The sequence below is a fragment of the Akkermansia sp. N21169 genome, from assembly GCF_029854675.1.
Lineage (GTDB): Bacteria > Verrucomicrobiota > Verrucomicrobiia > Verrucomicrobiales > Akkermansiaceae > Akkermansia.
In genome coordinates this window covers 47,040-69,415 of record NZ_JARWNC010000037.1, presented here as the reverse complement: position 1 = coordinate 69,415, position 22,376 = coordinate 47,040, and the positions used below count along the sequence as shown (strand labels likewise).

Here is a 22,376-nt window from a genome sequence, read left to right as displayed (position 1 = left end):
GGCACCCCCCCATTCGATTAATGGGTAAGGTTCGCTCTGATCCACTACAGCCTGACTGTAAGGATCAACAATCATCGTCCAATTGAATCATGATAAAGATTCGATATCTAAACACCCACAAAAAATCACACTATCCATCCTTGACGTCGGCCTGTGAATTGAGCGAGTAGTCAATGAAGTCATTTGGCTTCTTCATGCCGTTCCCCAAACCGGAAAAGTCATGAAAGCCAAGGATATGGCCGTCAATTCTCAGGAGTAACAGTCCCATCAATCATGATTCCATGTATTTGACCCTTTGCCTGACACGTGATTGCAACTTGCGGTGTGGCTATTGCTACGCAGGCCGCAAGTTTGCCCGTGCTATGGAATGGGATGTAGCGCGGCGAGCCATTGATCTGGGGATGGTCGAAACTTTGGCTCAGGCGGGAAAAACGGGCAGGGAACCGAAGATGATTCTAGGTTTTTTCGGGGGAGAACCCCTCCTTGAATGGGATCTATTGCGACGCTGTGACGACTATGCCAGCCAGTGTGCCGAACAACTGGGTATCCACATGCGACATACGCTGACGACGAATTTGACTCTGGTTACCCCGGATAAGAGCGCATGGCTCCATAGGCACAAGTACCACCTTGGTTTGTCTCTGGATGGTTGTGCTGCCATGCACAATACTTGGCGCAAGTATGCCAGTGGGGAAAAGAGCCACGGGGATTGCCTGCAAGGTTTGGAGTACGTCAAGGAGTTATCCGGCGATTGGGCGGAGATAATTATGGTGGTGGATCCGCGACAGGTTGGTTATCTATCGGAATCCGTACGTTTTCTGGGCGGTATTTCTCCCTACGGAATTGTGGTGAACTGTAACTTTTCAGCAGATTGGTCCGAGGAGGCCTGCTCGACGATGAACCGGGAGTTTGATCACATGGGCGAGCTCTGGCTCAATTGGTTTCGCGAAGGAACTCCACGTAGGATTAACGTGATCGACTCCAAGATCAAGACTCACCTTTGCGGTGGGTACCACGAAAAGGATCATTGCAAGATGGGCGAAACGGAACTCACTGTCTCGGTCAATGGCAATTTCTACCCCTGCGAACGTCTTGTGGGCGACGACGATCGGGAAGAACTTTGCTTCGGCAATGTCTTTACTGGTTTTGATATAGCACGGAGACTGTCCATCATCATGAGCCGTGGCAATAGGACGGAAACCTGCCAAAGCTGCCCTGTAAAGGAACGTTGCGTCAACTGGTGTGGTTGCTCCAACTATGCTTCGACGGGCAGGCTGGACGAAGTATCACCCTTCATGTGCTTCCACGAACGCCTATCCATGAAGGTAGCCGATCGTGTAGGCGGAATTTTATGGGAAGAGAAGAACCCATTGTTTATCAATCTATTTTACGGGAATCTTAAGGAGGGTTAACAGAATGGACAGCAACTCTACATGGATGCGGAAATGTTTGAGGCGCTGGGGGATGTCACTCGTTATTCCTGGAATTGTAGGTTTGATCTTCTGGATGGGAGTCAAATGGCCGATTGATTCGAAGCTACCAGCTGAACCTTTGCAATTACAGGGGCTTGACGCAGATTGGCCTTCTCCTCTGGATTTGCCGGATGCCATGCCTTATGACAAGGTTGTCTGGCTCTGTTCGCACAATGCCATGAGCAATGGAATGGATGGCTGGGTATGTCCCAATCAGAACTGGAATATCCCCTCTCAGCTCCAAGCCGGAATCCACGCTCAGATGTGGGATGTATGGCTTCAGGGGGAAGAACTTGTCTTGCGCCATGGCAATGAAACGGCATCCTTTCCCGGTGCGATTCCTCTGCGGAGGGCTTTCGGAATGGTGGGGGAGTATTTGCGAAACAATCCGAGGGCGATTGTAACGCTGATTTTGGAATCCTACGTCCCGAATGCATCTATCCGTAAAGTTGCGGGAGAAGCCGGCGTCTCTGATTTCTGTACCGTCCTGCCAGTGAACGGGTCATGGCCTACTTTGGGCGAAATGAGAGCTCAAGGAAAACGCTTGGTGATGCTGACGGACAGGCCGGATGGTGTCGGACAATGGCCGATGCCCGTTTGGGAACATTGTGTGGAAACTCCGTGGAAGAATAAATCCGCGGACGCCATGGACGATGCTCCCGGGCGGGGAAGAGAGAAAAACCGTTTTCTCATCGTTAATCACCTGGTATCGGCTTTCCGTCCTTCGCGAGCGACAGCAGAAACAATCAATGCTGCAGGTGTTCTACAGGAGCGGATTCGGCGAATTCAGGCGAGGTGGGGGAGGCAACCCAATTTCTGGGTGATGGATTTTGTCGATATAGGGGATGGACGAACATGTGTTCACGATTGGAATAAAGCATGGAAAGCCGGGAATCCCCCAAATTCCTGAAAGACCCATTTGGAAATGGGCGTATAATTTCTATTCTATCGACATTATGAAGAAGAAGCATTTGACAACATGGAGCCGAAATGCCCTTGCCGGAGCCGCCCTGGTCGTTTCCGGTTTGGCACTGGCTCAGGAAAAGCCCGTTTACATGGATGAATCCAAACCGGTGGAGGAGAGAATCCAGGACGCTCTTTCGCGGATGACTCTGGAAGAAAAAGTAGCCATGTGCCATGGTCAGGCTACCTTCAGCAGTCCCGGTGTCCCACGCCTCGGCATTACGGAGCTTTGGATGAACGACGGTCCGCACGGTATGCGTGCGGAAACAAACTGGCACAATTTCGGACGTGCCGGATGGACGAATGACAAATGTACCGCTTTTCCGGCTTTGACTTGTCTGGCGGCCACTTTCAACCCCGACATGTCTGCCTTGTACGGGAAATCTATTGGAGCGGAAACCCGCTACCGTAAAAAGGATGTCTTGCTTGGTCCGGGGGTCAATATCTATCGTACTCCTTTGAATGGCAGAAACTTTGAATATATGGGAGAAGACCCTTTCCTGTCCTCCGTCATGGTCGTTCCATATATCCGGGAAGCACAGAAATTCGGAATTGCCGCCTGCGTCAAACACTATGCCTTGAACAATCAGGAAACCCACCGCAGCGGTATTGACGTTCAGGTAAGTGACCGAGCCCTGAATGAAATCTATCTCCCCGCCTTTAAGGCTGCCGTCACTAAGGGAGGAGCCTGGGCGATTATGGGGGCATACAACCGATTCCGCGGTGATTACTGCTGTGAAAACGACCTCTTCCTGAACAAAATTCTCAAGGGAGACTGGAAGTTCGACGGTGTCGTGATCAGTGACTGGGGAGCGACCCACAATACGAAAAAGGCGGCGGAAAACGGGCTGGACATCGAAATGGGAACGAGTACGGATCCCAATAAAAACTTTATGGGTACCCCCATGCTGGAAGCCGTCAGGAAGGGTGAAATCAAAGAGTCGGTCGTCGATGACAAAGTGCGCCGCATCCTGCGGCTTGCTTATCGGACGGCGTTGAATCCGAACCGTCCCTGGGGCAGTTTTGCTACCGATGAACATGCCGATGCTTCGCGGAAGATTGCCGAAGAAGGTATTGTGCTGTTGAAGAACGACGGTCATCTGCTTCCTGCTGATCCCGGCAAGGTGGGAAAAATTGTTGTCGTCGGTGAGAATGCCGTGAGAAAAATGACTGAAGGCGGCGGCAGCTCCGAACTCAAGGTCAAGGAAGAGATATCTCCTCTGGACGGAATCAAAAAGGCTTTCCCGAAAAGTCAGGTCGACTATGTCCCGGGTTATGCTTCCAATGGCAAGGATACGGAAAAACTCCGCAACGATGCGGTGAAGGCAGTTGCCGGAGCCGATGTCGTGTTTTTCTTCGGAGGATTGAACAAGAACGGAGGGCAGGACAGCGAAGGGGCCGACCGTAGAGGTTATGCCCTGCCGTACTATCAGAATGAATTGATCGAAGCACTTGTGGCAGCAAACCCGAAAACGGCGGTCATTCTCATTTCCGGCAATGCCGTGGAGACTCCGTGGATTGATCAAGTCCCGGCTCTGGTGCAAGGGTGGTATGGCGGTTCCCAGGCAGGAAACGCCTTGGCGAATATCCTTTCCGGCAAGGTGAACCCGTCCGGCAAGCTCCCGATGTCCTTTCCGGTAAAATTGACGGACATAGGCGCCCATTCTTACGACGAGCTTTGCTATCCCGGCAAGGATGGCAAGGAGGAATACAAGGAGGATATCCTTGTCGGTTACCGTTGGCTGGATACCAAGAAGATCTCGCCACGCTTCCCGTTCGGACACGGACTTTCCTATACGACATTCAAAATCGACGGATTGAAGACGGACAAGGATGCCTACGGTGTCGACGAACCGGTCAAGGTCACTTGCAAGGTGACGAACACCGGGGCGGTTTCCGGTGCAGAGGTTGTCCAGCTTTACGTACATGACGAGGAGTCGTCGGTGCTTCGTCCGGAGAAGGAACTCAAGGGGTTTTGCAAGGTTTTTCTGAAGCCGGGTGAAAGCCGTGAGGTAATCATGGAACTAGGCAAGGACGCTTTTTCCTATTACGACGACAAGGAGAAGACCTGGACGCTGGAGGGAGGTCGATTTGAATTGATCCTCGGTAATTCGTCCCGTGATGCCTCGTCTGTAAGAAAGAGCATTCAAGTAGGCCGGTAATTCAATCTTTCTGTTTCCGAACAGAGAAAGTACGACAAAAGGGCAGGGCCGCCTCGCCGGAATTCGGGACGGCCCTGCCTTTAAGTTATTTTGGAAAGCCTCTTAACGCTGCAGGAAGAGAAGCTCGGAATAAGTCGGAACAGGCCAGAGTTGAGAATCCGTGATTATTTCCAGAGAGTCGATTGCTTTGCGCAGGGCACTCATGCCGAATTTCATGGCGTCCGTGTCTTTGGCTTTGCGGGCTTCCCGGAGAGATTGAACCCATCCGGGGATGGAATCGTAGAGTTCTCCGATACGGGATGCACGTTCGATTGCAGTATTGAGTCCGGCTGTGAGTCCGGCTTTTTTGAGGCGGACAATGGTGTCGGCCAGTTCGGAAAGCTGTTTTGCGACAGCCGGCATGTACATGGTTTCAGCCATGAGGATGGCCGTTTCCGTTTCGATGCACAATTCCTTGAGGTAGATTTCCATCTGAACTTCGTAGCGGGCATGCAATTCGCTGGGGGACATGACCTGGTACTTGTCGAAAAGGGAAACGGCTTTTTCTTCTTCCAGAGCGGCCAGGGCTTCAAGAGCTCCGGGACGGTTGTACAGGCCGCGGCGTTCCGCTTCCTTGACCCATTCCTTGCAGTATCCGTCTCCGCTGAAGAGAATGCGTTTGTGACGCTTGATGATGTTCCGGAGGGTTTTCTGGAGGACTTCATGGAATTCGGGTTTTCCGGCCACGGGTTCCAGAATCGTGGTGACTTCGTCCAGGGCTTCGGCCATGATGGTATTGAGAACAGTCATGGGCCAGGCACATGTCTGGGAGGAACCGACGGCCCGGAACTCGAACTTGTTGCCGGTGAAGGCAAATGGACTTGTACGGTTACGGTCCGAGGTGTCCAGGGGAAGGTCGGGAAGGGAATCGACTCCGATATTCATGACTCCCTTCTTGCGGGCGGAACCGGAACCTCCGTTTTCGATCTGCTTGATAATTTCGTCCAGGAGATCCCCCAGATAGATGGAGATAATGGCTGGCGGAGCTTCGTTAGCCCCAAGACGATGTTCGTTACCCGCTTTGGCCACGGAAGCCAGGAGGATGTCGGCATGCTTGTCGACGGCCATAATGATACAGCAGAGAAGCGTCAGGAAAATAGCATTTTCGTGAGGGCTCTTGCCCGGGTTGAAGAGACTGCCGAAACCGGGTGCTCCGAGAGACCAATTGTTGTGCTTGCCGGAACCGTTGACTCCGTCAAACGGTTTTTCGTGAAGCAGGCAGACGAGACCGTGCTTGTTGGCAGTCCGGCGAAGGACTTCCATGAGCAACATGTTGTGGTCTACGGCCAGGTTGAGGCTTTCAAAGATCGGGGCGATTTCGAACTGGCAGGGAGCTACTTCATTGTGCCGGGTTTTGGCTGGGATGCCAAGCTTCCAAAGAGCTTCATCCACATCGACCATAAATTCCAAAACGCGATCTTCAATAGCTGCAAAATAGTGGTCCTCCATTTGCTGGTGCTTGGGAGGGATGGTGCCGAAGAGTGTTCTCCCGCACATCATCAGGTCGGGACGCTTGCTGAAGAGTTTCTTGTCAACCAAGAAGTATTCCTGTTCGGCGCCGAGGTCGGGCGTTACGCGGATATCGGGAGATTCCCCGAAACAGGCAAGCAAGCGCTGCGTTTGAAGGGCAACGGCTTTCATCGAACGGAGAAGGGGCGTCTTCTTGTCTAGCGCTTCTCCTTTGTAGGAACAGAAAGCCGTGGGAATGCACAATGTCGCCCCGTGTCCGGTACGTTTGATAAAAGCGGGGCTGGTAGGATCCCATGCCGTATAGCCGCGGGCTTCAAAGGTGGCGCGGAGACCGCCGGAGGGAAAACTGGAGGCATCCGGTTCGCCTTGGACGAGGTTCTTGCCGGAGAAGGATAGTTCCAGGTTGCCTTCATTGTCCACTTCTACAAAGGAATCGTGCTTGCCGGCTGTGGAACCGTTTAACGGCTGGAACCAATGCGTGTAGTGGCTGGCCCCTTTTTCAAGAGCCCACTGCTTCATGGCGACAGCGACATCGTCGGCAATGTCGGGATCAAGCTTGTGGCCTTTCCTGATCGTAGCAAGGAGCTTTTTATAAACATCCTTGGAGAGGTAGTTCCTCATTGTTTTCAGGTTGAAAACGTCTTGACCGTAAATGGACGAGATGAGTTGCGAGGCATTTTCCAGCGGGGAGGGAAGAACGGTTTTCATGTGAAGGGAAGGCCTTGGAAGACGGCGGAAAAATAACATATCCGTCTGGTAACGCAAGGCTCAAGATAGACTGATGGCTCTTGTCTTTGTCAGGATTTTCCTGTGAGGGAGAAAAAAACTTTGTCCGGTTCCGCATATTGTGGACGGAACCGGACAAAGTGGAGAGAGAGGGAAAAAGCGGACGAAGAGTCGTTTTTCCCTTGTTTCATAGCGTAGTCGGCTATTTCTTTAATTGTTCGGGAGTTGCCTCCCGGACAATTACTTCGGTTTGCGAAGGCTTGAGTCCTTTGGAGATGACCTGGAGGATGGCTTTGCCGCTCTGTCCCCGTTTGGAACGCAGGATGACCTGGGCCAGTCCGTGAAAGGCTTTGATTTTCATAATGGAACTGTTATTCGGGTTGGACATGACGGTGAAGTCGGTAGGGTCTCCGTTGCAGATGCCTGCAATGTCGGCGGCTCCCGTCACTTTAACCGCGAGTTCGTTGTTGGCAGTCGGCACGATAAGACCATTTTTGTCACGCAGGGAAATCGTGATATAGGCAAGATCTCTTCCGTCGCCGACGATACTGTCGGTTTCCGGACGAACTCTGATCGAGGCCGGTTCCCCGGTGGTGCGGACGGTTTCCTGCGCCCATTCCTTACCGTCTTTGCGGGCGACAACCTTGAGTTCTCCGGGCTGGTAGACAACATCATTCCAGACGAGGCGGTAACGGTCCTTTTCACCCTTGCCTTTTTTACGGACTCCGAGGGATTTGCCATTAAGGAAGAGTTCCGCTTCATCTCCGCTGGTGTATACATGGACGGGAGTGACAAGTCCCTTGCGTTCCGGCCAGTTCCAGTGGGGCAGGATGTGGGCGACAGGAAGTTCCGGGCGCCAATGGGCTTGATAGATGTAGAAGCGATCCTTGGGAAAGCCGCAAAGATCCACGATGCCAAAGTAGGAACTGCGGGAAGGAGCCTTGTTGCCCATTTCCTTAAGAAGCTTCATGTAGGCTTCCCGTTCCTTTTCATCGGTGAAGTTGGCTGCGTTGGTTTGGTCGAGATTATAGGGAGTCGGTTCACCCAGATAATCGAATCCTGTCCAGACGTATTCTCCGGCTGAGGTCGGGCTATCTTCCTGAGCGGCGAATTCTACGTCGGGACGATAGGCCCAACCCGGCGCAAACAAGTCATAGGAACTGACCTGGAAGTTGTAAAAGCCTTTGTTCTTGTCCCAATTCTCCGGTACTGGGAAGAAATATTCCCCGCGTGTACTGACACAGGAGGCCGTTTCGCTGCCGTACACGGGCTGGTTCGGACGGTCTTTGCTGAATTTGTTATAAGCCCACGGTTTGTAATTGAACCCGTACACGTCTACCGTGTCACCGAAGCCGTTGCGGGCTGCAGCTTCGACATTGCAACCGGCGGTAACGAGGCGGGTCGGGTCTTCCCTGTGGAAAAGATCCGTGAGCATTTGGGAATACTTCGGTCCGTCTGCCGTATGCTGTTCGGAAATTTCGTTACCGCTGCTCCACAGGACGACAGAGGGGTGGTTGCGGTCACGGTGGACGAAGTTGATGAGATCGCGTTCGTGCCATTCGTCAAAGTAGTTGTGGTAGTCCTGTCCTTTTTTGGGTTCATGCCACATATCGAAAAGCTCGTCGATTACAACGACGCCGTTCCGGTCGCAGGCTTCCAGCAATTCCGGGGCTGGCGGGTTGTGGCTTGTTCGGATGGAGTTGACGCCCATTTCTTTGAGGATACGGACCTGGCGTTCGTAGCCGGCCTTGTGCACGGCAGTACCGAGAGGCCCGAGGTCTCCATGCTGGCAAACGCCTTTGAGCTTGATTTTGTCGCCGTTCAAGTAGAAGCCGTCCGGTTTCCATTCCACCGTACGGATACCGAAGTCCGTGGTGCGTTCGTCCACTTGCTTGCCATCTACCATAACCGTTGTACGGATGGTGTACATGTGCGGAGATTTCATGGTCCACAATGCGGGATTTTTGACTTCCAATCGGGTTGCTACCGATCCCTTTTTCCCGGGAGAAATTGGGGCTCCTTCGGTTTCCTGGGAGGCAACAACGTCGCTTCCCTGAAGAATTTCCTCTTTGACGACAGGGGTTACGACTGCATCCGTTTGGTTGACAACGGAAGTTTCCACATCGACCTGTGCCAATTCCTTTCTCACTTCGGGCGTTTTAACAAAGACACCCCATTGATCGATATGAACCGGATTGGAAATGTTCAGCCAGACATGCCTGTAAATGCCGCCGCCGGGGTACCAGCGCGATGAATGGGGTGGATTGTCTACCCGGACGGCAATCGTATTTCTTTGTCCGACACGGATATACGGAGTAATATCGACGCGGAAGGAAGAATAGCCGTACTTCCATTCCCCGGCGAGTTCTCCGTTGACATAAATCTTCGGACGAGACATGACTCCGTCGAAATCAAGATAAAAGCGATTGCCGGAAGTCTTGGCCGGAATATCAAGCGTTTTCCTGTACCAGCCAATACCGACCCAGGGAAGCTTTCCGGTTTCGTTTTCCAGTTCCATGCGGAAGGGCCCTTCAATACCCCAGTCATGCGGCAGGTTCAGGGAACGCCACTGGCTGTCATTGAAAGAAATAGACTTCGGGTGATCTTTGTCCGCGTTATTGCCCGATACCTTGGGCAAGAGCGGTTGATCTTTCTCGTCAAGCAGGGAAATCTCCCGGACGCTGGCCCAGTTGGCTCCTCCGTTGCCTTTAACTGTCAGCTTGTAGTAACGATAGGTGCCGCTAATCTTTGCTGAATCCTCCTGGGTTTGATTGTCACCGGAAGAGACTTCAGCCAGCTTTTTCCAACTGCGTCCGTCGGTGGATCCCTCCAGAGTGAAAAGATGTTTGGCTTGTTTTTCCCAGATGATTTTTACTTCTTGGGGAGAGACTGCACGCCCCATGTCAATCGTCAGATTGTGACCGGATTTGTTGTCTGCCGCGCACCAGCGGGTACTGCGGTCTCCGTCCATGGCGTTGGAGGCAGGATTGCCTGATTCTTCGCTATCGGCAATCAGCATGGAAGCCGACTTGCCCGGCTCTTGCTTGACCGTACCGTCAGGCATTTTGCCGAAACGAGCGAATTTCCATCCGAAATCCAGTGTTTCCGTTTGTGTTGCATCTACGGGTGCTGCGAAAGCCTGGGATACGCACAGGGCTGTCATGCACAGGGCAATATGGGATAGGGAGAACTGCATCACCAACTGCTGTATCATAAAAGACGACCTTGAGGCAAGGTTTTCTATAATATAAAAAAGGAAACCCTGGGGTTTCATTCACCCGTCCGGATTATAAACCGAAGGCAGGGAATAGACTTGTGGAATCTGCACATCCGGGGTAGGAGATAAAGGAAATTATGGACCTTGACGCCAGCAAAGCCGGAAAATTGATCGACGATGTACGGGACAATAAACCGCTCGTCCACCATATCACAAACTATGTGACTGTGAATGACGTTGCCAATGCGGTGCTCGCCTTGGGCGGTGCTCCCGTGATGGCCGATGAATTCGAAGATGCCGTAGAGATGGCCGGGATGGCTTCTTCTTTGGTATTGAATATGGGGACGTTGAACAGGCGGACAATCGACTCAATGGTCGCAGCCGGTAAACGGGCGAATGAACGGGGGATCCCCGTGGTATTCGATCCTGTTGGTGCCGGGGCGACATCCTTGCGCAACGAGACCGCACGAATGCTTCTGCAGGAGGTTAAGATGGCGGTTGTGCGAGGTAACTTGTCCGAGATTTCGTTTATCGCAGGGTTGAAGGCCGTAACTCGCGGTGTAGATTCCGGAGAAACCGAAGCCGGAGCAAATTCGTCTGCCATAGCCCGGACAGCGGCAGGAATGTGGAATTGCTCCGTCGCGATGACAGGAGCCATTGATGTGATTACGGATGGAAGGAAAACGATTGGCATTGCCAACGGTCATCCGATGATGGCCCGTGTGACGGGAACCGGTTGCATGGCTTCCGCATTGGTCGGTACCTGTGCCGGAGCAACGGATGACATGCTGCTGGCTGCCCTGGCCGGAACGGCTGCCATGGGAATTGCCGGAGAACTTGCCTGGGAACGGACGGGGGATAAGGGCACCGGATCATTCCGTACAGCGCTCATGGATGCCTTGAGCATCATGGAGCAAAGTACAATGGAGCAATGGGCAAGATTTCATGAAAATTTCTCCTGATTATTCCCTCTATCTTTGTACGGATCGCAGCCTGATGTCATCGAACTCTCTTGAGGCATGCGTTGAACAAGCCGTTTCCGGAGGATGCACGGTTGTCCAATTGAGGGAAAAGGATTGTTCGTCCCGCGAATTTTACGATCTGGCTTGCCGCGTGAAATCGATCACGGATGCCCATGGCGTCCCGCTTATTATCAATGACCGTGTAGATATAGCCCTGGCAGTTGAAGCCTCCGGGGTGCATGTCGGGCAGAAGGATTTACCCGCTGGAGCGGTAAGACGGATTATGGGAACGGATGCCTTAGTCGGAGTGTCCGTCACCAACCGGGAGGAGGCTTTGGAAGCCGTATGCGCCGGGGCGGATTACTTGGGCGTAGGGGCGATGTTTACTACCGGGACGAAGAATGACGCCGCACTTGTAAGTATGGAGGAGCTGGTGCGGATCAGGGAAGCTGTCTCTGTTCCTTTGGTGGTTATCGGAGGAATCAATGCTGCGACGCTTCCTTTGTTTCACGGCATCGGCATTGACGGAATTGCCGTTGTTTCCGCCATTGTTGCCCGGCAGGATATAGTCGGGGCTGCATCCTCTCTGGCAAGGATGTTCCGTGAATTGAAATAATTTCAAAAAACTTCCCTGTGCTTCACGGAGGAAACACAGGGAATAAATCAAACGATCCCGTCGGGGGACCTTCGGGTATTACTCCATTGATTTTATCATCAATTCCGACACCTTCTTTCCGGACATGAGCATGCCTCCGAAAATGGGACCCATGCGGAAACTGCCGCTGACGCCGTTGGCTGCCATGCCGGAGACAAACAGCCCGGGATAGATTTCCTTGGTATTTTCAATCGTCGTCCGTTCTCCTTCTTCGACGGAAAGAGATTTTTCACCAACGACTCCTCCCGTGGGAGTGTCCAGCTTGATCCCATTTTTGCGGGCGACAGTGGAGGCGATTTCGCAATCGTGCCCGGTTCCGTCGAGGACAGCTTTGGCCAGAATCGTCAGAGGGTCGACGTGCATATGCTGAAGAAGCACGGGAGTCCAGTTGACGACCACGCCGGAGACACGGTCGTTCTTGAAAACGACGTCTTCCACGGAATAGCAATTGAAGATGGTAGCTCCGGCTTTTGTCGCCTGGTAAAGCAGGGCGGATGTCGCATGCACGGAATCGATGACATAGGCGTTTTCCGCGTATTTCTTGTAGCCGATTTCCAGGTCGTCAACGATCGAAAGGGCTTCTTCCTGAATGATAATGTCGTTGAACATCATGGCCCCGCCCCACATACCGCCGCCGGGGGCGAGTTTGCGGTCGAAGAGAGCGACTTTTTTCCCGGCTTTGGCCAGATAGTAGGCTGCAACAATGCCGGATGGTCCTCCTCCGACGATGGCTGCATCAAGTTCCAGATTGCTTTTCAGCTTGTCGAAGTAGGAATCGATAATTCCGCAGGATACGAGTTTTTCCATGGTGATAGATGGTAATTGGGACTGGGGATGAGAACCATGAGTCGGTTTCATGCCATGCGAAGGATTGTAAATAGGAATACCTTCTTGGGAACAGCAATGTCTGCCATAGTAAAAACGAACTGCTGCGAAAACGGGAGGAACATGTTTTCTCCAAACGATTTTTCGCATCACATGCCAGGTTCTATTTTACAGATTTACAGAATCAGACACTTGGCATACAAGTTCACCATGAGACTTATCCTGAAAATTGTGGCCGGTATCTTGCTGGGCATGGTCATAGGCAGTTTTGCTCCGGGAATGGGAGCCGAATGGCTGGTGCGGCTGATGGTGACAGTACAAACAATGATCAACGAGCTGATTGTTTTCGTTATTCCCTTGATCGTCTTCTTTTTTATTACCTCGGGAATTTCCTCTTTGCCGGACCAGGCGGGAAAAATGTTGGGGAAAACGGTCGGCATTTCCTATTTCTCAACCGTTTTGGCAGTATCCATGGCTTTTTGGATAGCCTCGCCATTGATTCCCTCCCTTGTGGGGCAGGAACTTCCTCCAGTGCCTGCCGGACAGAGAGCATTTGCTCCTTTTCTTACATTGGAAATCCCGCCTTTAATGGGAGTTATGACGGCTCTCGCTCTTTCGTTCGTATTCGGACTTTCTATCCAGAAGCTTAAACTGGTTTCCATCAAATCATTTGCCGATGAAGGGAAAAGTGTGGTTGAACTCTTTCTGGGAAGCGTGGTGATTCCCTTGCTGCCTTTTTATATCGCCGGAGAATTCGCCAAACTTGCGGCAGAAGGGCAGGCCGTACGGATGCTCGGTACCTTTTTTTCCGTTCTTTGCCTGGCAGTATGCCTCCACTTTCTATGGCTCAGCGTTCTGTATACGCTTGCCGGAATTAAAAGTGGAAAACCTCCCTGGAAGATTCTAGCGACCATGTTTCCTGCCTACCTGACGGCTTTGGGTACCATGTCGTCCGCAGCAACAATTCCCGTCACCTTGCGCCAAGCCAAAAAAGCGGGAGTACCTCCTCACGTTGCCGACTTTACGATCCCGCTTTGCGCCAACATCCACTTGTCGGGTTCCGCCATCACAATTTCAACGTGTTCACTGGCCCTCATGTTCCTGACGAACCACCATGTGCCCGCCTCTTTTGACGCATTTCTGCCGTTTATCCTCGTCCTCGGAATCGTGATGGTAGCCGCCCCGGGGGCTCCCGGCGGTGCTGTCCTTTCAGCTCTCGGAATTTTGCAATCCATGTTGCATTTCAGCGATGCTCAATGCGCCCTCATGATTGCTCTCTACATTGCTCAGGATAGTTTCGGTACAGCCTGCAATGTCACTGGAGATGGAGCGTTGTCAATTCTTGTCTCTCCTAAAAATGAAAGAGCAAAGCAATAAAAAAGAGCATATTGAGATAGTTTAACTATATAATTAAATATAGTTATTATAGTCCTCCTCAGGATTTTATTCTGCATACGGACTTTACGGTTTTTCCTATGCCCTGATCATGGTAGGGAAGAATCCATTATGTCGACGGAATCCCTTTTTCCCTCCATTGTTATCGCCTCGATCTTAGGATTTTCTCCTTTGCCGGGATGGTCGCACCCTCAGCAGAATGTATCAGTTGCCCGGAAAGGGCAATCGGGCCCCACCGTCTGCAGCCCGGAAACGCTCCGTCGTGCAGACGCTATTGTCCAATCGCTGAAAGGACGTGTTGGAATTGCTGTCGAACTGGACGACCAGCTGTTATACAGTCATCTTTCCGGAGAAGCTTTTCCGATGCAAAGCGTCTTCAAGTTTCCTCTGGCCCTTGCTGTTTTAAATCTTGTCGATCAAGGCAGCATGAAATTGGATGATCCTATCCTTGTGAGTCCGGATGAAATCCACTCCAATACCTGGAGTCCTATGAGGGAAAAGTATCCTCAGGGAGGAACCATTCCCTTAAAGGAGCTGATCCGTTACTCTGTAGCGGAGAGTGATAACAATGCCTGCGATATCCTGTTTCGTCTGGTCGGAGGCGTCGAATCCGTCCAAAATTACCTCCGGAACAAAGGAATCGCAGACATTCGCATTTGTTCAACGGAAGAAGAGATGCATCGCGATAATAAACTCCAATACGCCAATTCCTCAACCCCGCTGGCGATGAACATTTTATTTCGTTCCTGGAATTCCGGAAAAATGCTCGGAAAGGAATCAACCCGCTTTCTCAAGGATGTTCTGGAACAGACCGTAACCGGAGCGGGCCGTCTCAAGGGGAAATTGCCTAAGGAAACGGTTGTTGCTCATAAGACAGGAACTTCGGATATCTCTCCCGAAGGAGTTGTCAGTGCATTGAACGATGCCGGTGTTATCAGATTGTCCGAAGGAGGGAACCTGTTTATCAGCATATTCGTCTCTGATTGCAAAGAAGATCCCAAGGAAATCGAACATGCCATGGCCGAGCTTGCATTCCTGTTCTACAGGGAATTATCGCGTTCGTAGAATCATGGACGATTATACGTGTCCTGGAGAAATTCAAAAGGCTGCCTGAATCCAGACAGCCTTTCAAGATAATGAAATAAAGGAAATCTAGAAAGACAAATCAGTCAAGAAGACTCTTGGATGCCTTGAATGTTACAATCTTGGCGGCGGGAATCGTTATCGCTTCTCCCGTTTTTGGATTGCGGCCTTGACGAGCGGGGCGTTCCTTGATGGCAAATGTTCCGAAACCGATCAATTGGACAGAACCGTCCGTTTTGAGGGCTTCTTCGATACTGCCCAACACGGCTGCTACAGCCGCCCGGGCTTTGCAACTACCGTCACAGCCCAGCTGGTTGCGCACTTCTTCAATAAGCTCTGCTTTGTTCATATCAGTGAAGAAGTTATCATGGGTGATTTATTCTGCGCAAGAGGATAAACTGTAATACGCCCTGTTTTTCAAAGAAAGGGATATTTATCGATAAGACGTTGCATTGTGTCAATTTCAGAAGCAATTTGGCGTGAAATATCCTGTTTTAAAGTCGGAGGCAGAACATTCCATGTATAGGTTTCTACTTCAAGGACAGGCCGAAAATGAGGATGACTTCTGAGATATTCTACTACGGCAAGATTTAGCTCGTGCGTATTTTCCAACGGCGCTTCCGGGGTGGCTCCGAGGGGAATATGGTAATGAATACGGAATCGGGAACCATGAAGCACTTCCGGATGCCGGTTGGCCCACTCCAAGGCTTCAGGCAAATCGGCAAAGAGCATGGGGGTATTGTCATCAGGTAACAGGATACTTGTTTGATGGAAATAGGTTTGCTCTGCATAGGGAAGGAGAATGGATAGATCTCCTGGTGAAGAAACATTGAGTTCCAAAGCGTTGGAAAACTGAATCTTGACAACGGGAATATCGTATTCATTCCAGGCAAAGAGAGAGAAGTCCGGGGATTCTCCCATGACGGCGAAGTGGCATGTGTCGTAGGTAACGCCCAGATGCTTTTGAATCAATTCCGGCCTGCGGGAAACACTCTGCAAACGATGGAAAAATCGGATGGTTCCGTAGGTATCGTCGAAATGTCCCATAGGTTCCGGTTCCAGACCGACTGTTAGAATTTTGCCGGTTTCCTGATGAATGCGGTTCATCAAGCCGCACAAGGAATCCAGATAGGCAAACATGCGTTCTTCATCGGCATGGAAATATTTGTGAGATCCAGGCAGGGTGCTGACTGTCAAAGGTATGTATTCTTGCGGGGAAATCCGTGCCAGAATATTCAATAACTTTTCCGTGTACTCGAACCGTTCGTATGTCGTCCAGTCCGGTTTGAAGACGAGCTCCTTGATACGGCCTTCGTGAAAGTTGCCATAGGGAAATCCGTTGATTGTTTGGACGACGGCATCCCATTCGGAAAGCCAGAGCTTGAGACGTTCTATTTCCCCAGGAAATGTCAATAAATCGGTCGCCGCTTTAGCCGACAACCGGAGCCCGATGCCCAAGGGGGCGTTTAGGGCAGGAGATTTCCATTCTTCCAGATAATGGCGAATAGAGGGTATCCCGGCTTCCAGAGAAGCAAAAGTCTCTTGCCAGGATTCGGCAGGATAAATGTTTGTACAGTAGGAAATCATGCCAGGAAATGGAAAAGAAAAGCGCCCGCCAACCGGTCATTTACGGCTGACGGGCGGGATGAATTTATTTCACTTCAAATCCGGCAACGGACACATTGGCAATGCCTGCCTTGCCCCGGGATATTAGAATGCGGGCGTCGCTGGCCGTCGTACCTTTCAATTTGTAAGTTTTCGTTTCGGGTGCGTCACATTGGATGGTATCGCTCACGACATCGAGGAACTGCCCTCCTCCTGACGAAACCTGGATGATGAAATCGGCCTTGCTGCCTTTCCCCCATGTTACCTGAATTTCACGGGGCTGGGAACCTTCCTTGAGTGACAGGGTCAGATAATCGCCTGCACTGGCCGGCCAGGATGTGGTCTTGTCTCCGTCAACGGCTCGGGAAGCAAGATTCTGTCCGGTCGAAGCGGAAAGAATATTGGAGAGGAGTTTGCCTTCCGGCTTGTTTTGCTGGCGGGAGAGAGCCTGACGGTCATTGGCGTCAATGACCGTCAGAGTACCTTTCAACTTCGTTTTGACAGAGGATTCGCCGATCATGATTTCGAAGTCTCCGGGTTCAACGACACGTTCGCGGTGGGCATTGATGAGGGCCAGATCCTGCGGATCCAATTCCAGTTCGACACGCTTCGATTCACCTGGCTTCAGAGGGATTCTGTCAAAACCATTCAAGAGCTTTTCATAACCGGAGATGGAGGAAATGATGTCGCGCGTGTACAATTGGACGACTTCATCCCCTTCACGGTCTCCTGTATTTTTGAGGGTAAAGCTGACTTTGACTTTCTGATTGGGCGTCACGACCCGGGGTTCGATCTTCAGGTCGGAGTACTTGAAACTCGTGTAGCTCAGACCGTGTCCGAACGGATAAAGGGGACCATTGACACGGGACTGGTTACCCCTCTGACCGGGAGTGCCTCCTCCGTTGACTTGTGAAGCCAGCCGGGAGGGGAAGTTGAACGGAATTTGCCCGGTGGTCTTCGGGAAAGTGACGGTCAGTTTACCGCCCGGGTTGTAGTCCCCGAAGAGGACGTCGCTGATCGCCGTCCCCCCCTGAGAACCGGGATACCATGCTTCGACGATAGCGGGCACGTTTTGGTCGGCCCAGTTAATGCTCAAGGGTCGGCCATTGATCAGCACGAGGACGACGGGCTTGCCGGTAGCGTGCAGAGCGCGCAGGAGATCTTCCTGTCTTCCGGGAAGATCCAGGGAAGAGCGGGATTTGTTCTCGCCGCATGTGCGGGGACCTCCTCCAAGTACGGCGATGATAACGTCGCTGTCCTTGGCGGTTTCGACGGCCTGGTCGATGTCTCTCTGTTCATCGGCTGTTAGCGGCATGCGGACGATTTCCGATTCGGGCCAACGAGCGTCCACAAGATCGCACCCCTTGGAGTAGGCAACTTCAGCTTTTCCTTCGAGCTTTTTTTTCACCCCGTCGAGCACAGTGGTTACTTCCACGGCCAAAGGACCGTAGTGAGTCAGGGCAAAAGCCTTTTCATCGGCATTCGGTCCGATAACGGCCACCTTCTTGAGTTTGTTTGCGTCGAGAGGCAGAGTTTTGTCCTTGTTCTTGAGCAGAACGATGGCTTCCCGGGAAGCCTGCAAAGCGACCTGTTGGTTTTCTTCGGAATTGACTTCCTTGTCGGCTGCGGCCAGATCGGTTTGGTAGGGATGGTCGAAAAGGCCGACGAGGAATTTGACGCGGAGAATGTCGCGGACGCGTTCATCGATGGTTTCCATGCTCAATCCTCCTTCACGCACGAGTTCGCGAAGGGGCAGGACATAAGAATCCGGAGACCGGAAAGTACAGCGAATGTTCAACCCGGCATCGACGCTTTGCCGGACAGCGTCTTTCATGTCCAACGCGGTTTTGTGCTTCTGATAGAGATATTCGACGGCATCGCTGTCGGAAACGACGTAACCTTTAAATCCGAAATCCTTGCGGAGGCGGTCCGTGAGCCAGTACTTGCTGCTCTGGATCGGTTCTCCGTCGTAGTCGTTATAGGAGCTCATAGCTCCAAGGAGACCGGCTTTGCCAATAACCTTCCGCCAGGGATATACGTGGATCAGTTCGACTTCGCGGGGTGACATTTGTGGATCAACGCGGGACATGCCTTCTCTCGCCCCCTTGTTATTGCTGTAAGCAATGTAATGCTTGGCCGTGGCGGCAACCTGATAGTCTTTCTGCATCCCTTTGGCCATTTCCACACCGAGTTCTCCGACGAGGTACGGGCTTTCGCCATATACTTCTTCGTAGCGTCCCCAGCGCTGGTCGCGTCCTACATCGAGAATCGGGGCATATACGTTGGTATAGCCGAGAAGGCGTCCTTCCCGTCCGGTGATTTCACCGATTTTACGGACGAGTCGTCGGTTCCATGTATGGCCGATGCCGAGCTGGGTGGGGAAATTGGTGGCCATATAGCTTTCCACGCCGCGAATACCTTCGTTGGTAAAATCGGTGGGGATGCCCAGGCGCGTGTCTTCTATAAAGAACTTCTGGACTTCGTTGAGGGCCCATGCATGGCGGGATGCGGGCCAGACATTGGGATTGTCCGACGGAGGGAGTCCCCACTGGATGAACCCGTTCAAGTGTTCGTCAATGGCTCCCATGCCATCCTTCCAAATCTTGTTTTTCCATTCCGGTTTAGGGAGAGCATCCGGCAGAACTCGCCGATAACCGTAGAGGGTGACCATCTGGCAGGTTTTTTCTTCCAGAGTCATCTGGGAGAGGAGGTCTTCGATTCTGTCGTCAATCTTGGCAAGGGGATCTTCGTAAACATCCTTCTTCCCGTTTTTATTGAAGTCTATCCAACCATCTTTGTACATGGAATGGGTTCCTGGAGAATAGACGGGGCCGTCGGGACCCTTGCCGTCATCCTGAGGGGCGGCGTACACAATAGGGAAACAAATCAGAGCGGAGCAAAGGCTTCCCAGTACAGGACGGGATATTACGTGTTTGAAAACATCGAAACGAGAGAAGAAATACATGCTCACATTATACGTAAGGCCAAGAGGAAAGCTATCAGGAAAAAACCGTTTTAATCGGAAAACCGGTGCAGAAGAGGACAGGGTACCGGCATCCCGTATAAATGAAGGAGGGGGGGAGATTGCCTCCGGGACCAGGCGGAACGTTCCACAGCTCTCTGACAACTGCGGACATCGATCTCCGAGTACCCTTCCGTGATCAGATCAGTCCCGGAACGGTGGAGGTCAACCAGGCTATGCAGGATGTCATCTTCGGAACCTCTGCGGAAATGTCCCGGACGTCCGCCTTTCAGATCACTACCAAACAAATCACCAAAAGGCAGATAATGAGCTTCGGGCCTGGCTCCATGAAACAGAGCGTTTTTATGGCACGGGGAAAGCAGCAGAAGATTGGCGGTTTCCGCACGGTTCAAAGGATTCTCCAAATCCGGGGCAGATTCCCAGATACAGGGGGATTCTCCCTGGGCCTCGGTAACCAGGGATTCCAGCAAGCGGAACTCCGGAGTATCGGCGTGCATGAGTACGGCTCCGGCATAGCCGCCTTTGGAAATGAAATCGCGAATACCGGCCTTAATGGCTAAATTTAGAGCAGTCCCGGCACCAGGGAATGAATGTTTCCCTGGTTTGATCGTATTGACAACGCGTTCATCGGGAAGAAACGGGGCCAAAACGCCGCACACCCTGCCGTCACCATCTATCAGGAAAGAGGATCCCGCATCGACGGTTTCGCCACGTCCTCCGGCATGTCGGATAACACCGACTGGGAGATGGAATCCCGTGGCCGTCCGGCGCGCTGCCTCGACCATATTTACAGTCTGTTCCATGCTCCATGGGGCTTCCGGAAAATAGAGGATAAGTTCGGCATGTACCCGGGAAGAAATTTCTTCCAGAGATTCCCGTCCATTGACAAGACATACCCCGATATTATTGACATCGATGACTCCGGGGAATTCATCCAGTTTCGAGACGGAGTCCTGCGTCAGTACATAAAACCGGCGGGATGGATGTCCCGCACCATCCAGTCCTTCCACTGATCCCATGATGAGAGGCACTTTCCCCATTTCCAAAGCCATGTAACGAAGCGCGTCTTCGTGTTCCCTCGCATAAGCGGATCGATGCAGCAGCCCTTCAGGTTCAGGCCCACTCAAACTCATGGCAGGGGCGGCGACCAAGTCGGCCCCATCGTCCAGGCATGCACGGTAGGCTTCGATGATAGCCCGGACATTCCGGGGAAAATCTCCTGGCGTTACATAGGGTTGGATGATGCCGATTTTCATGAGGCTACTTGTAGGAAGGAGGCGTGATTCCGAGCTTGTTGATTTTATAATGGAGCTTACGGATTGTGGTTTGCAGGTCGCGAGCCGATGCCGCCACATTCCCCTGATTGCGTTTCAAGGCGTCTGTGATGATTTCCGTTTCAAAGGAAGCTATCTGGGCGTCCATCCCGGTCGAAGTCCCCGGGATCGTGCTTATGGATGTATTGGTGGCAATGGCGGTTTGGAGGGATGGAGGGAGGTCGAAGGAATTGATAACTCCATTGTCGGAAACAAGAACAGCCCGTTCGATAACGTTCTCCAGCTCACGGACATTACCCGGCCAGTGGTAAGACATGAGCATATTGATTGCCGGCGTAGAGATACGGAGGATATTCTTGTTGTACGAGGCATTGTACTTGCCAAGGAAGTAGTCGGCCAGGGAAACGATATCCGATTTTCTCGATCGCAGTGGAGGTACGATGATGGGGAAAACGTTTAACCGGTAGAACAAGTCTTCCCGGAAGCTGCCTTCCTGCATTTTTTCTTCCAGATTGCGGCTTGTGGCAGCGATGACGCGGACATTTGTACGGATTGGTTCCTGGGCGCCGACTCGTTCAAAAATTCGTTCCTGAAGCACGCGGAGGAGTTTGACCTGTACCCCGGGTGAGATATCCCCGATTTCATCAAGAAAGAGCGTTCCTCCCGAAGCGGCTTCGAACCGTCCTTTCCTCATTTTGTGGGCTCCGGTGAAAGCCCCTTTTTCATGGCCGAACAATTCGGATTCTACCAGGTTTTCGGGTAGAGCCGCACAGTTGACGGCAATAAACGGTCCCTGTTTCCTGTCGGAATTGTAGTGAATGGATTGGGCGATCAGTTCCTTGCCCGTACCGGATTCTCCACGAATCAGGACTGTTGCAGAAGAACGGGCTACCTGGATGATCTGCAACTGAATCTCCCGCATGGGAGATGAATTGCCGATGAGTCCCGGCAGGCGGGTCTGGCGCCCGAGTTGTTGACGCAGACGGTCGTTTTCCGTTTGCAAGTGCTCGCGTTCTTCGACTTCGGCACGGAATGCCTCCACGGCATCGGCCATAATGTTCGCCAGGACAATCATCAGGTTCAGGAGTTTATCCAGTTCTTCCGGGCTTTGCTGAGGGTAATCGATCGAGAATGTACCAATGACGACTTCGTCATGGATGATGGGGACGCAGAGGAAAGATTCCGGTTGGTCTTCCTTCCTGATGCGCGTTCGATTGAGGAAGGTATGGTCGGTTGTCGTGTCGGGAATGACCTCCGGTTTTCCCGACTGGGCGACCCTCCCCGTTACACCTTCCCCAATTCTGTATTTGCCGAGCGAACGGGCCAAATCCGTCAATCCGAACGAAGCTTCAATGACAAGTTCGTGGCTATGGCGGAGGGTAAGGGCTGCCCGTGTGATGGGCAGCCTTCCCCTGAGTACCTCCAGAATTTTATCCCAGAGTTCATCCATATGATTGCGCCGGACGAGGAGTTTGGAAATTTCCAGCAGGATTTCCAGTTCGGTGCTGTTTCCGGCAAGCGTAGGATGGGGCGTCATAGTGGAAT

At 52.1% G+C, this 22,376-nt stretch carries 15 protein-coding genes; 7 read left to right on the top strand and 8 right to left on the bottom strand.

Annotated elements, in window-relative coordinates; all coding sequences use genetic code 11:
- Positions 1-281 precede the first annotated feature (281 nt).
- The 3 genes from QET40_RS06075 to QET40_RS06065 all read left to right on the top strand — a co-directional run bounded on the left by QET40_RS06075 (position 282) and on the right by QET40_RS06065 (position 4,597).
- Entirely contained in the window at positions 282-1,412 is a 1,131-nt protein-coding gene (locus tag QET40_RS06075; protein WP_280126282.1) for a radical SAM protein, read from the top strand.
- A 4-nt stretch (positions 1,413-1,416) separates the two neighbouring features.
- On the top strand, positions 1,417-2,382 hold the full coding sequence (locus QET40_RS06070; protein ID WP_280126281.1) for a hypothetical protein: 966 nt from the start codon (positions 1,417-1,419) through the stop codon (positions 2,380-2,382).
- A 145-nt stretch (positions 2,383-2,527) separates the two neighbouring features.
- On the top strand, positions 2,528-4,597 hold the full coding sequence (locus QET40_RS06065; RefSeq protein ID WP_345783058.1) for a glycoside hydrolase family 3 C-terminal domain-containing protein: 2,070 nt from the start codon (positions 2,528-2,530) through the stop codon (positions 4,595-4,597).
- A gap of 102 nt (positions 4,598-4,699) precedes the next feature.
- On the opposite strand, the gene QET40_RS06060 is transcribed toward QET40_RS06065, so the two are convergent.
- Positions 4,700-6,814, bottom strand: a complete 2,115-nt coding sequence (locus tag QET40_RS06060; RefSeq protein WP_280126279.1) for a glutamine synthetase III — start codon at positions 6,812-6,814, stop codon at positions 4,700-4,702.
- Between the two features lie 220 nt (positions 6,815-7,034).
- On the bottom strand, positions 7,035-10,046 hold the full coding sequence (galB, locus tag QET40_RS06055) for a beta-galactosidase GalB (protein ID WP_280126278.1): 3,012 nt from the start codon (positions 10,044-10,046) through the stop codon (positions 7,035-7,037).
- A 140-nt stretch (positions 10,047-10,186) separates the two neighbouring features.
- Here galB and thiM point away from each other — a divergent pair, with 140 nt between their 5' ends.
- A complete protein-coding gene (gene thiM, locus QET40_RS06050) occupies positions 10,187-11,011 on the top strand; it encodes a hydroxyethylthiazole kinase (protein ID WP_280126277.1) in 825 nt (274 codons plus the stop codon).
- Complete coding sequence (thiE, locus tag QET40_RS06045) at positions 10,995-11,627, top strand: thiamine phosphate synthase (protein WP_280126276.1); 633 nt, start codon at positions 10,995-10,997, stop codon at positions 11,625-11,627. Before thiM ends, thiE begins: the two co-directional genes overlap by 17 nt.
- Before the next feature lie 78 nt (positions 11,628-11,705).
- On the opposite strand, the gene QET40_RS06040 is transcribed toward thiE, so the two are convergent.
- A complete protein-coding gene (locus QET40_RS06040) occupies positions 11,706-12,473 on the bottom strand; it encodes a sulfide-dependent adenosine diphosphate thiazole synthase (protein WP_345783057.1) in 768 nt (255 codons plus the stop codon).
- Between the two features lie 228 nt (positions 12,474-12,701).
- Between QET40_RS06040 and QET40_RS06035 the strand changes: the two genes are divergently transcribed.
- Positions 12,702-13,868: a dicarboxylate/amino acid:cation symporter gene (locus QET40_RS06035; protein ID WP_280126274.1), complete on the top strand. Its 1,167-nt coding sequence runs from the start codon at positions 12,702-12,704 to the stop codon at positions 13,866-13,868.
- A gap of 129 nt (positions 13,869-13,997) precedes the next feature.
- Positions 13,998-14,951 (top strand): class A beta-lactamase, encoded by a 954-nt coding sequence (gene bla, locus QET40_RS06030; RefSeq protein WP_280126273.1) that lies wholly within the window; start codon positions 13,998-14,000, stop codon positions 14,949-14,951.
- A 100-nt stretch (positions 14,952-15,051) separates the two neighbouring features.
- On the opposite strand, the gene QET40_RS06025 is transcribed toward bla, so the two are convergent.
- From QET40_RS06025 to QET40_RS06005, 5 genes are all read right to left on the bottom strand, one after another.
- Positions 15,052-15,318, bottom strand: a complete 267-nt coding sequence (locus tag QET40_RS06025) for an HU family DNA-binding protein (RefSeq protein WP_280126272.1) — start codon at positions 15,316-15,318, stop codon at positions 15,052-15,054.
- Between the two features lie 68 nt (positions 15,319-15,386).
- On the bottom strand, positions 15,387-16,556 hold the full coding sequence (gene eboE / locus QET40_RS06020) for a metabolite traffic protein EboE (protein ID WP_280126271.1): 1,170 nt from the start codon (positions 16,554-16,556) through the stop codon (positions 15,387-15,389).
- A 64-nt stretch (positions 16,557-16,620) separates the two neighbouring features.
- The gene (locus QET40_RS06015) at positions 16,621-19,539 is read right to left on the bottom strand and encodes a beta-glucosidase (RefSeq protein WP_280126270.1); all 2,919 of its coding nucleotides are present in this window, start codon (positions 19,537-19,539) and stop codon (positions 16,621-16,623) included.
- Positions 19,540-19,589: 50 nt separating this feature from the next.
- Positions 19,590-20,813 carry a hypothetical protein gene (locus tag QET40_RS06010; protein ID WP_280126269.1) on the bottom strand — a complete coding sequence of 408 codons (1,224 nt, stop codon included), beginning with the start codon at positions 20,811-20,813 and terminating at the stop codon, positions 19,590-19,592.
- A 4-nt stretch (positions 20,814-20,817) separates the two neighbouring features.
- On the bottom strand, positions 20,818-22,368 hold the full coding sequence (locus QET40_RS06005; RefSeq protein WP_280126268.1) for a sigma 54-interacting transcriptional regulator: 1,551 nt from the start codon (positions 22,366-22,368) through the stop codon (positions 20,818-20,820).
- Positions 22,369-22,376 lie beyond the last annotated feature (8 nt).

Excerpts from the sequence above, each read along its gene's own strand:
- QET40_RS06075 (WP_280126282.1), top strand. The coding sequence starts at position 282 with ATGTATTTGACCCTTTGCCTGACACGTGATTGCAACTTGCGGTGTGGC.
- QET40_RS06070 (WP_280126281.1), top strand. The coding sequence starts at position 1,417 with ATGGACAGCAACTCTACATGGATGCGGAAATGTTTGAGGCGCTGGGGG.
- QET40_RS06065 (WP_345783058.1), top strand. The coding sequence starts at position 2,528 with ATGGATGAATCCAAACCGGTGGAGGAGAGAATCCAGGACGCTCTTTCG.
- QET40_RS06060 (WP_280126279.1), bottom strand. The coding sequence starts at position 6,814 with ATGAAAACCGTTCTTCCCTCCCCGCTGGAAAATGCCTCGCAACTCATC.
- galB (WP_280126278.1), bottom strand. The coding sequence starts at position 10,046 with ATGATACAGCAGTTGGTGATGCAGTTCTCCCTATCCCATATTGCCCTG.
- thiM (WP_280126277.1), top strand. The coding sequence starts at position 10,187 with ATGGACCTTGACGCCAGCAAAGCCGGAAAATTGATCGACGATGTACGG.
- thiE (WP_280126276.1), top strand. The coding sequence starts at position 10,995 with ATGAAAATTTCTCCTGATTATTCCCTCTATCTTTGTACGGATCGCAGC.
- QET40_RS06040 (WP_345783057.1), bottom strand. The coding sequence starts at position 12,473 with ATGGAAAAACTCGTATCCTGCGGAATTATCGATTCCTACTTCGACAAG.
- QET40_RS06035 (WP_280126274.1), top strand. The coding sequence starts at position 12,702 with ATGAGACTTATCCTGAAAATTGTGGCCGGTATCTTGCTGGGCATGGTC.
- bla (WP_280126273.1), top strand. The coding sequence starts at position 13,998 with ATGTCGACGGAATCCCTTTTTCCCTCCATTGTTATCGCCTCGATCTTA.
- QET40_RS06025 (WP_280126272.1), bottom strand. The coding sequence starts at position 15,318 with ATGAACAAAGCAGAGCTTATTGAAGAAGTGCGCAACCAGCTGGGCTGT.
- eboE (WP_280126271.1), bottom strand. The coding sequence starts at position 16,556 with ATGATTTCCTACTGTACAAACATTTATCCTGCCGAATCCTGGCAAGAG.
- QET40_RS06015 (WP_280126270.1), bottom strand. The coding sequence starts at position 19,539 with ATGTATTTCTTCTCTCGTTTCGATGTTTTCAAACACGTAATATCCCGT.
- QET40_RS06010 (WP_280126269.1), bottom strand. The coding sequence starts at position 20,813 with ATGAAAATCGGCATCATCCAACCCTATGTAACGCCAGGAGATTTTCCC.
- QET40_RS06005 (WP_280126268.1), bottom strand. The coding sequence starts at position 22,368 with ATGACGCCCCATCCTACGCTTGCCGGAAACAGCACCGAACTGGAAATC.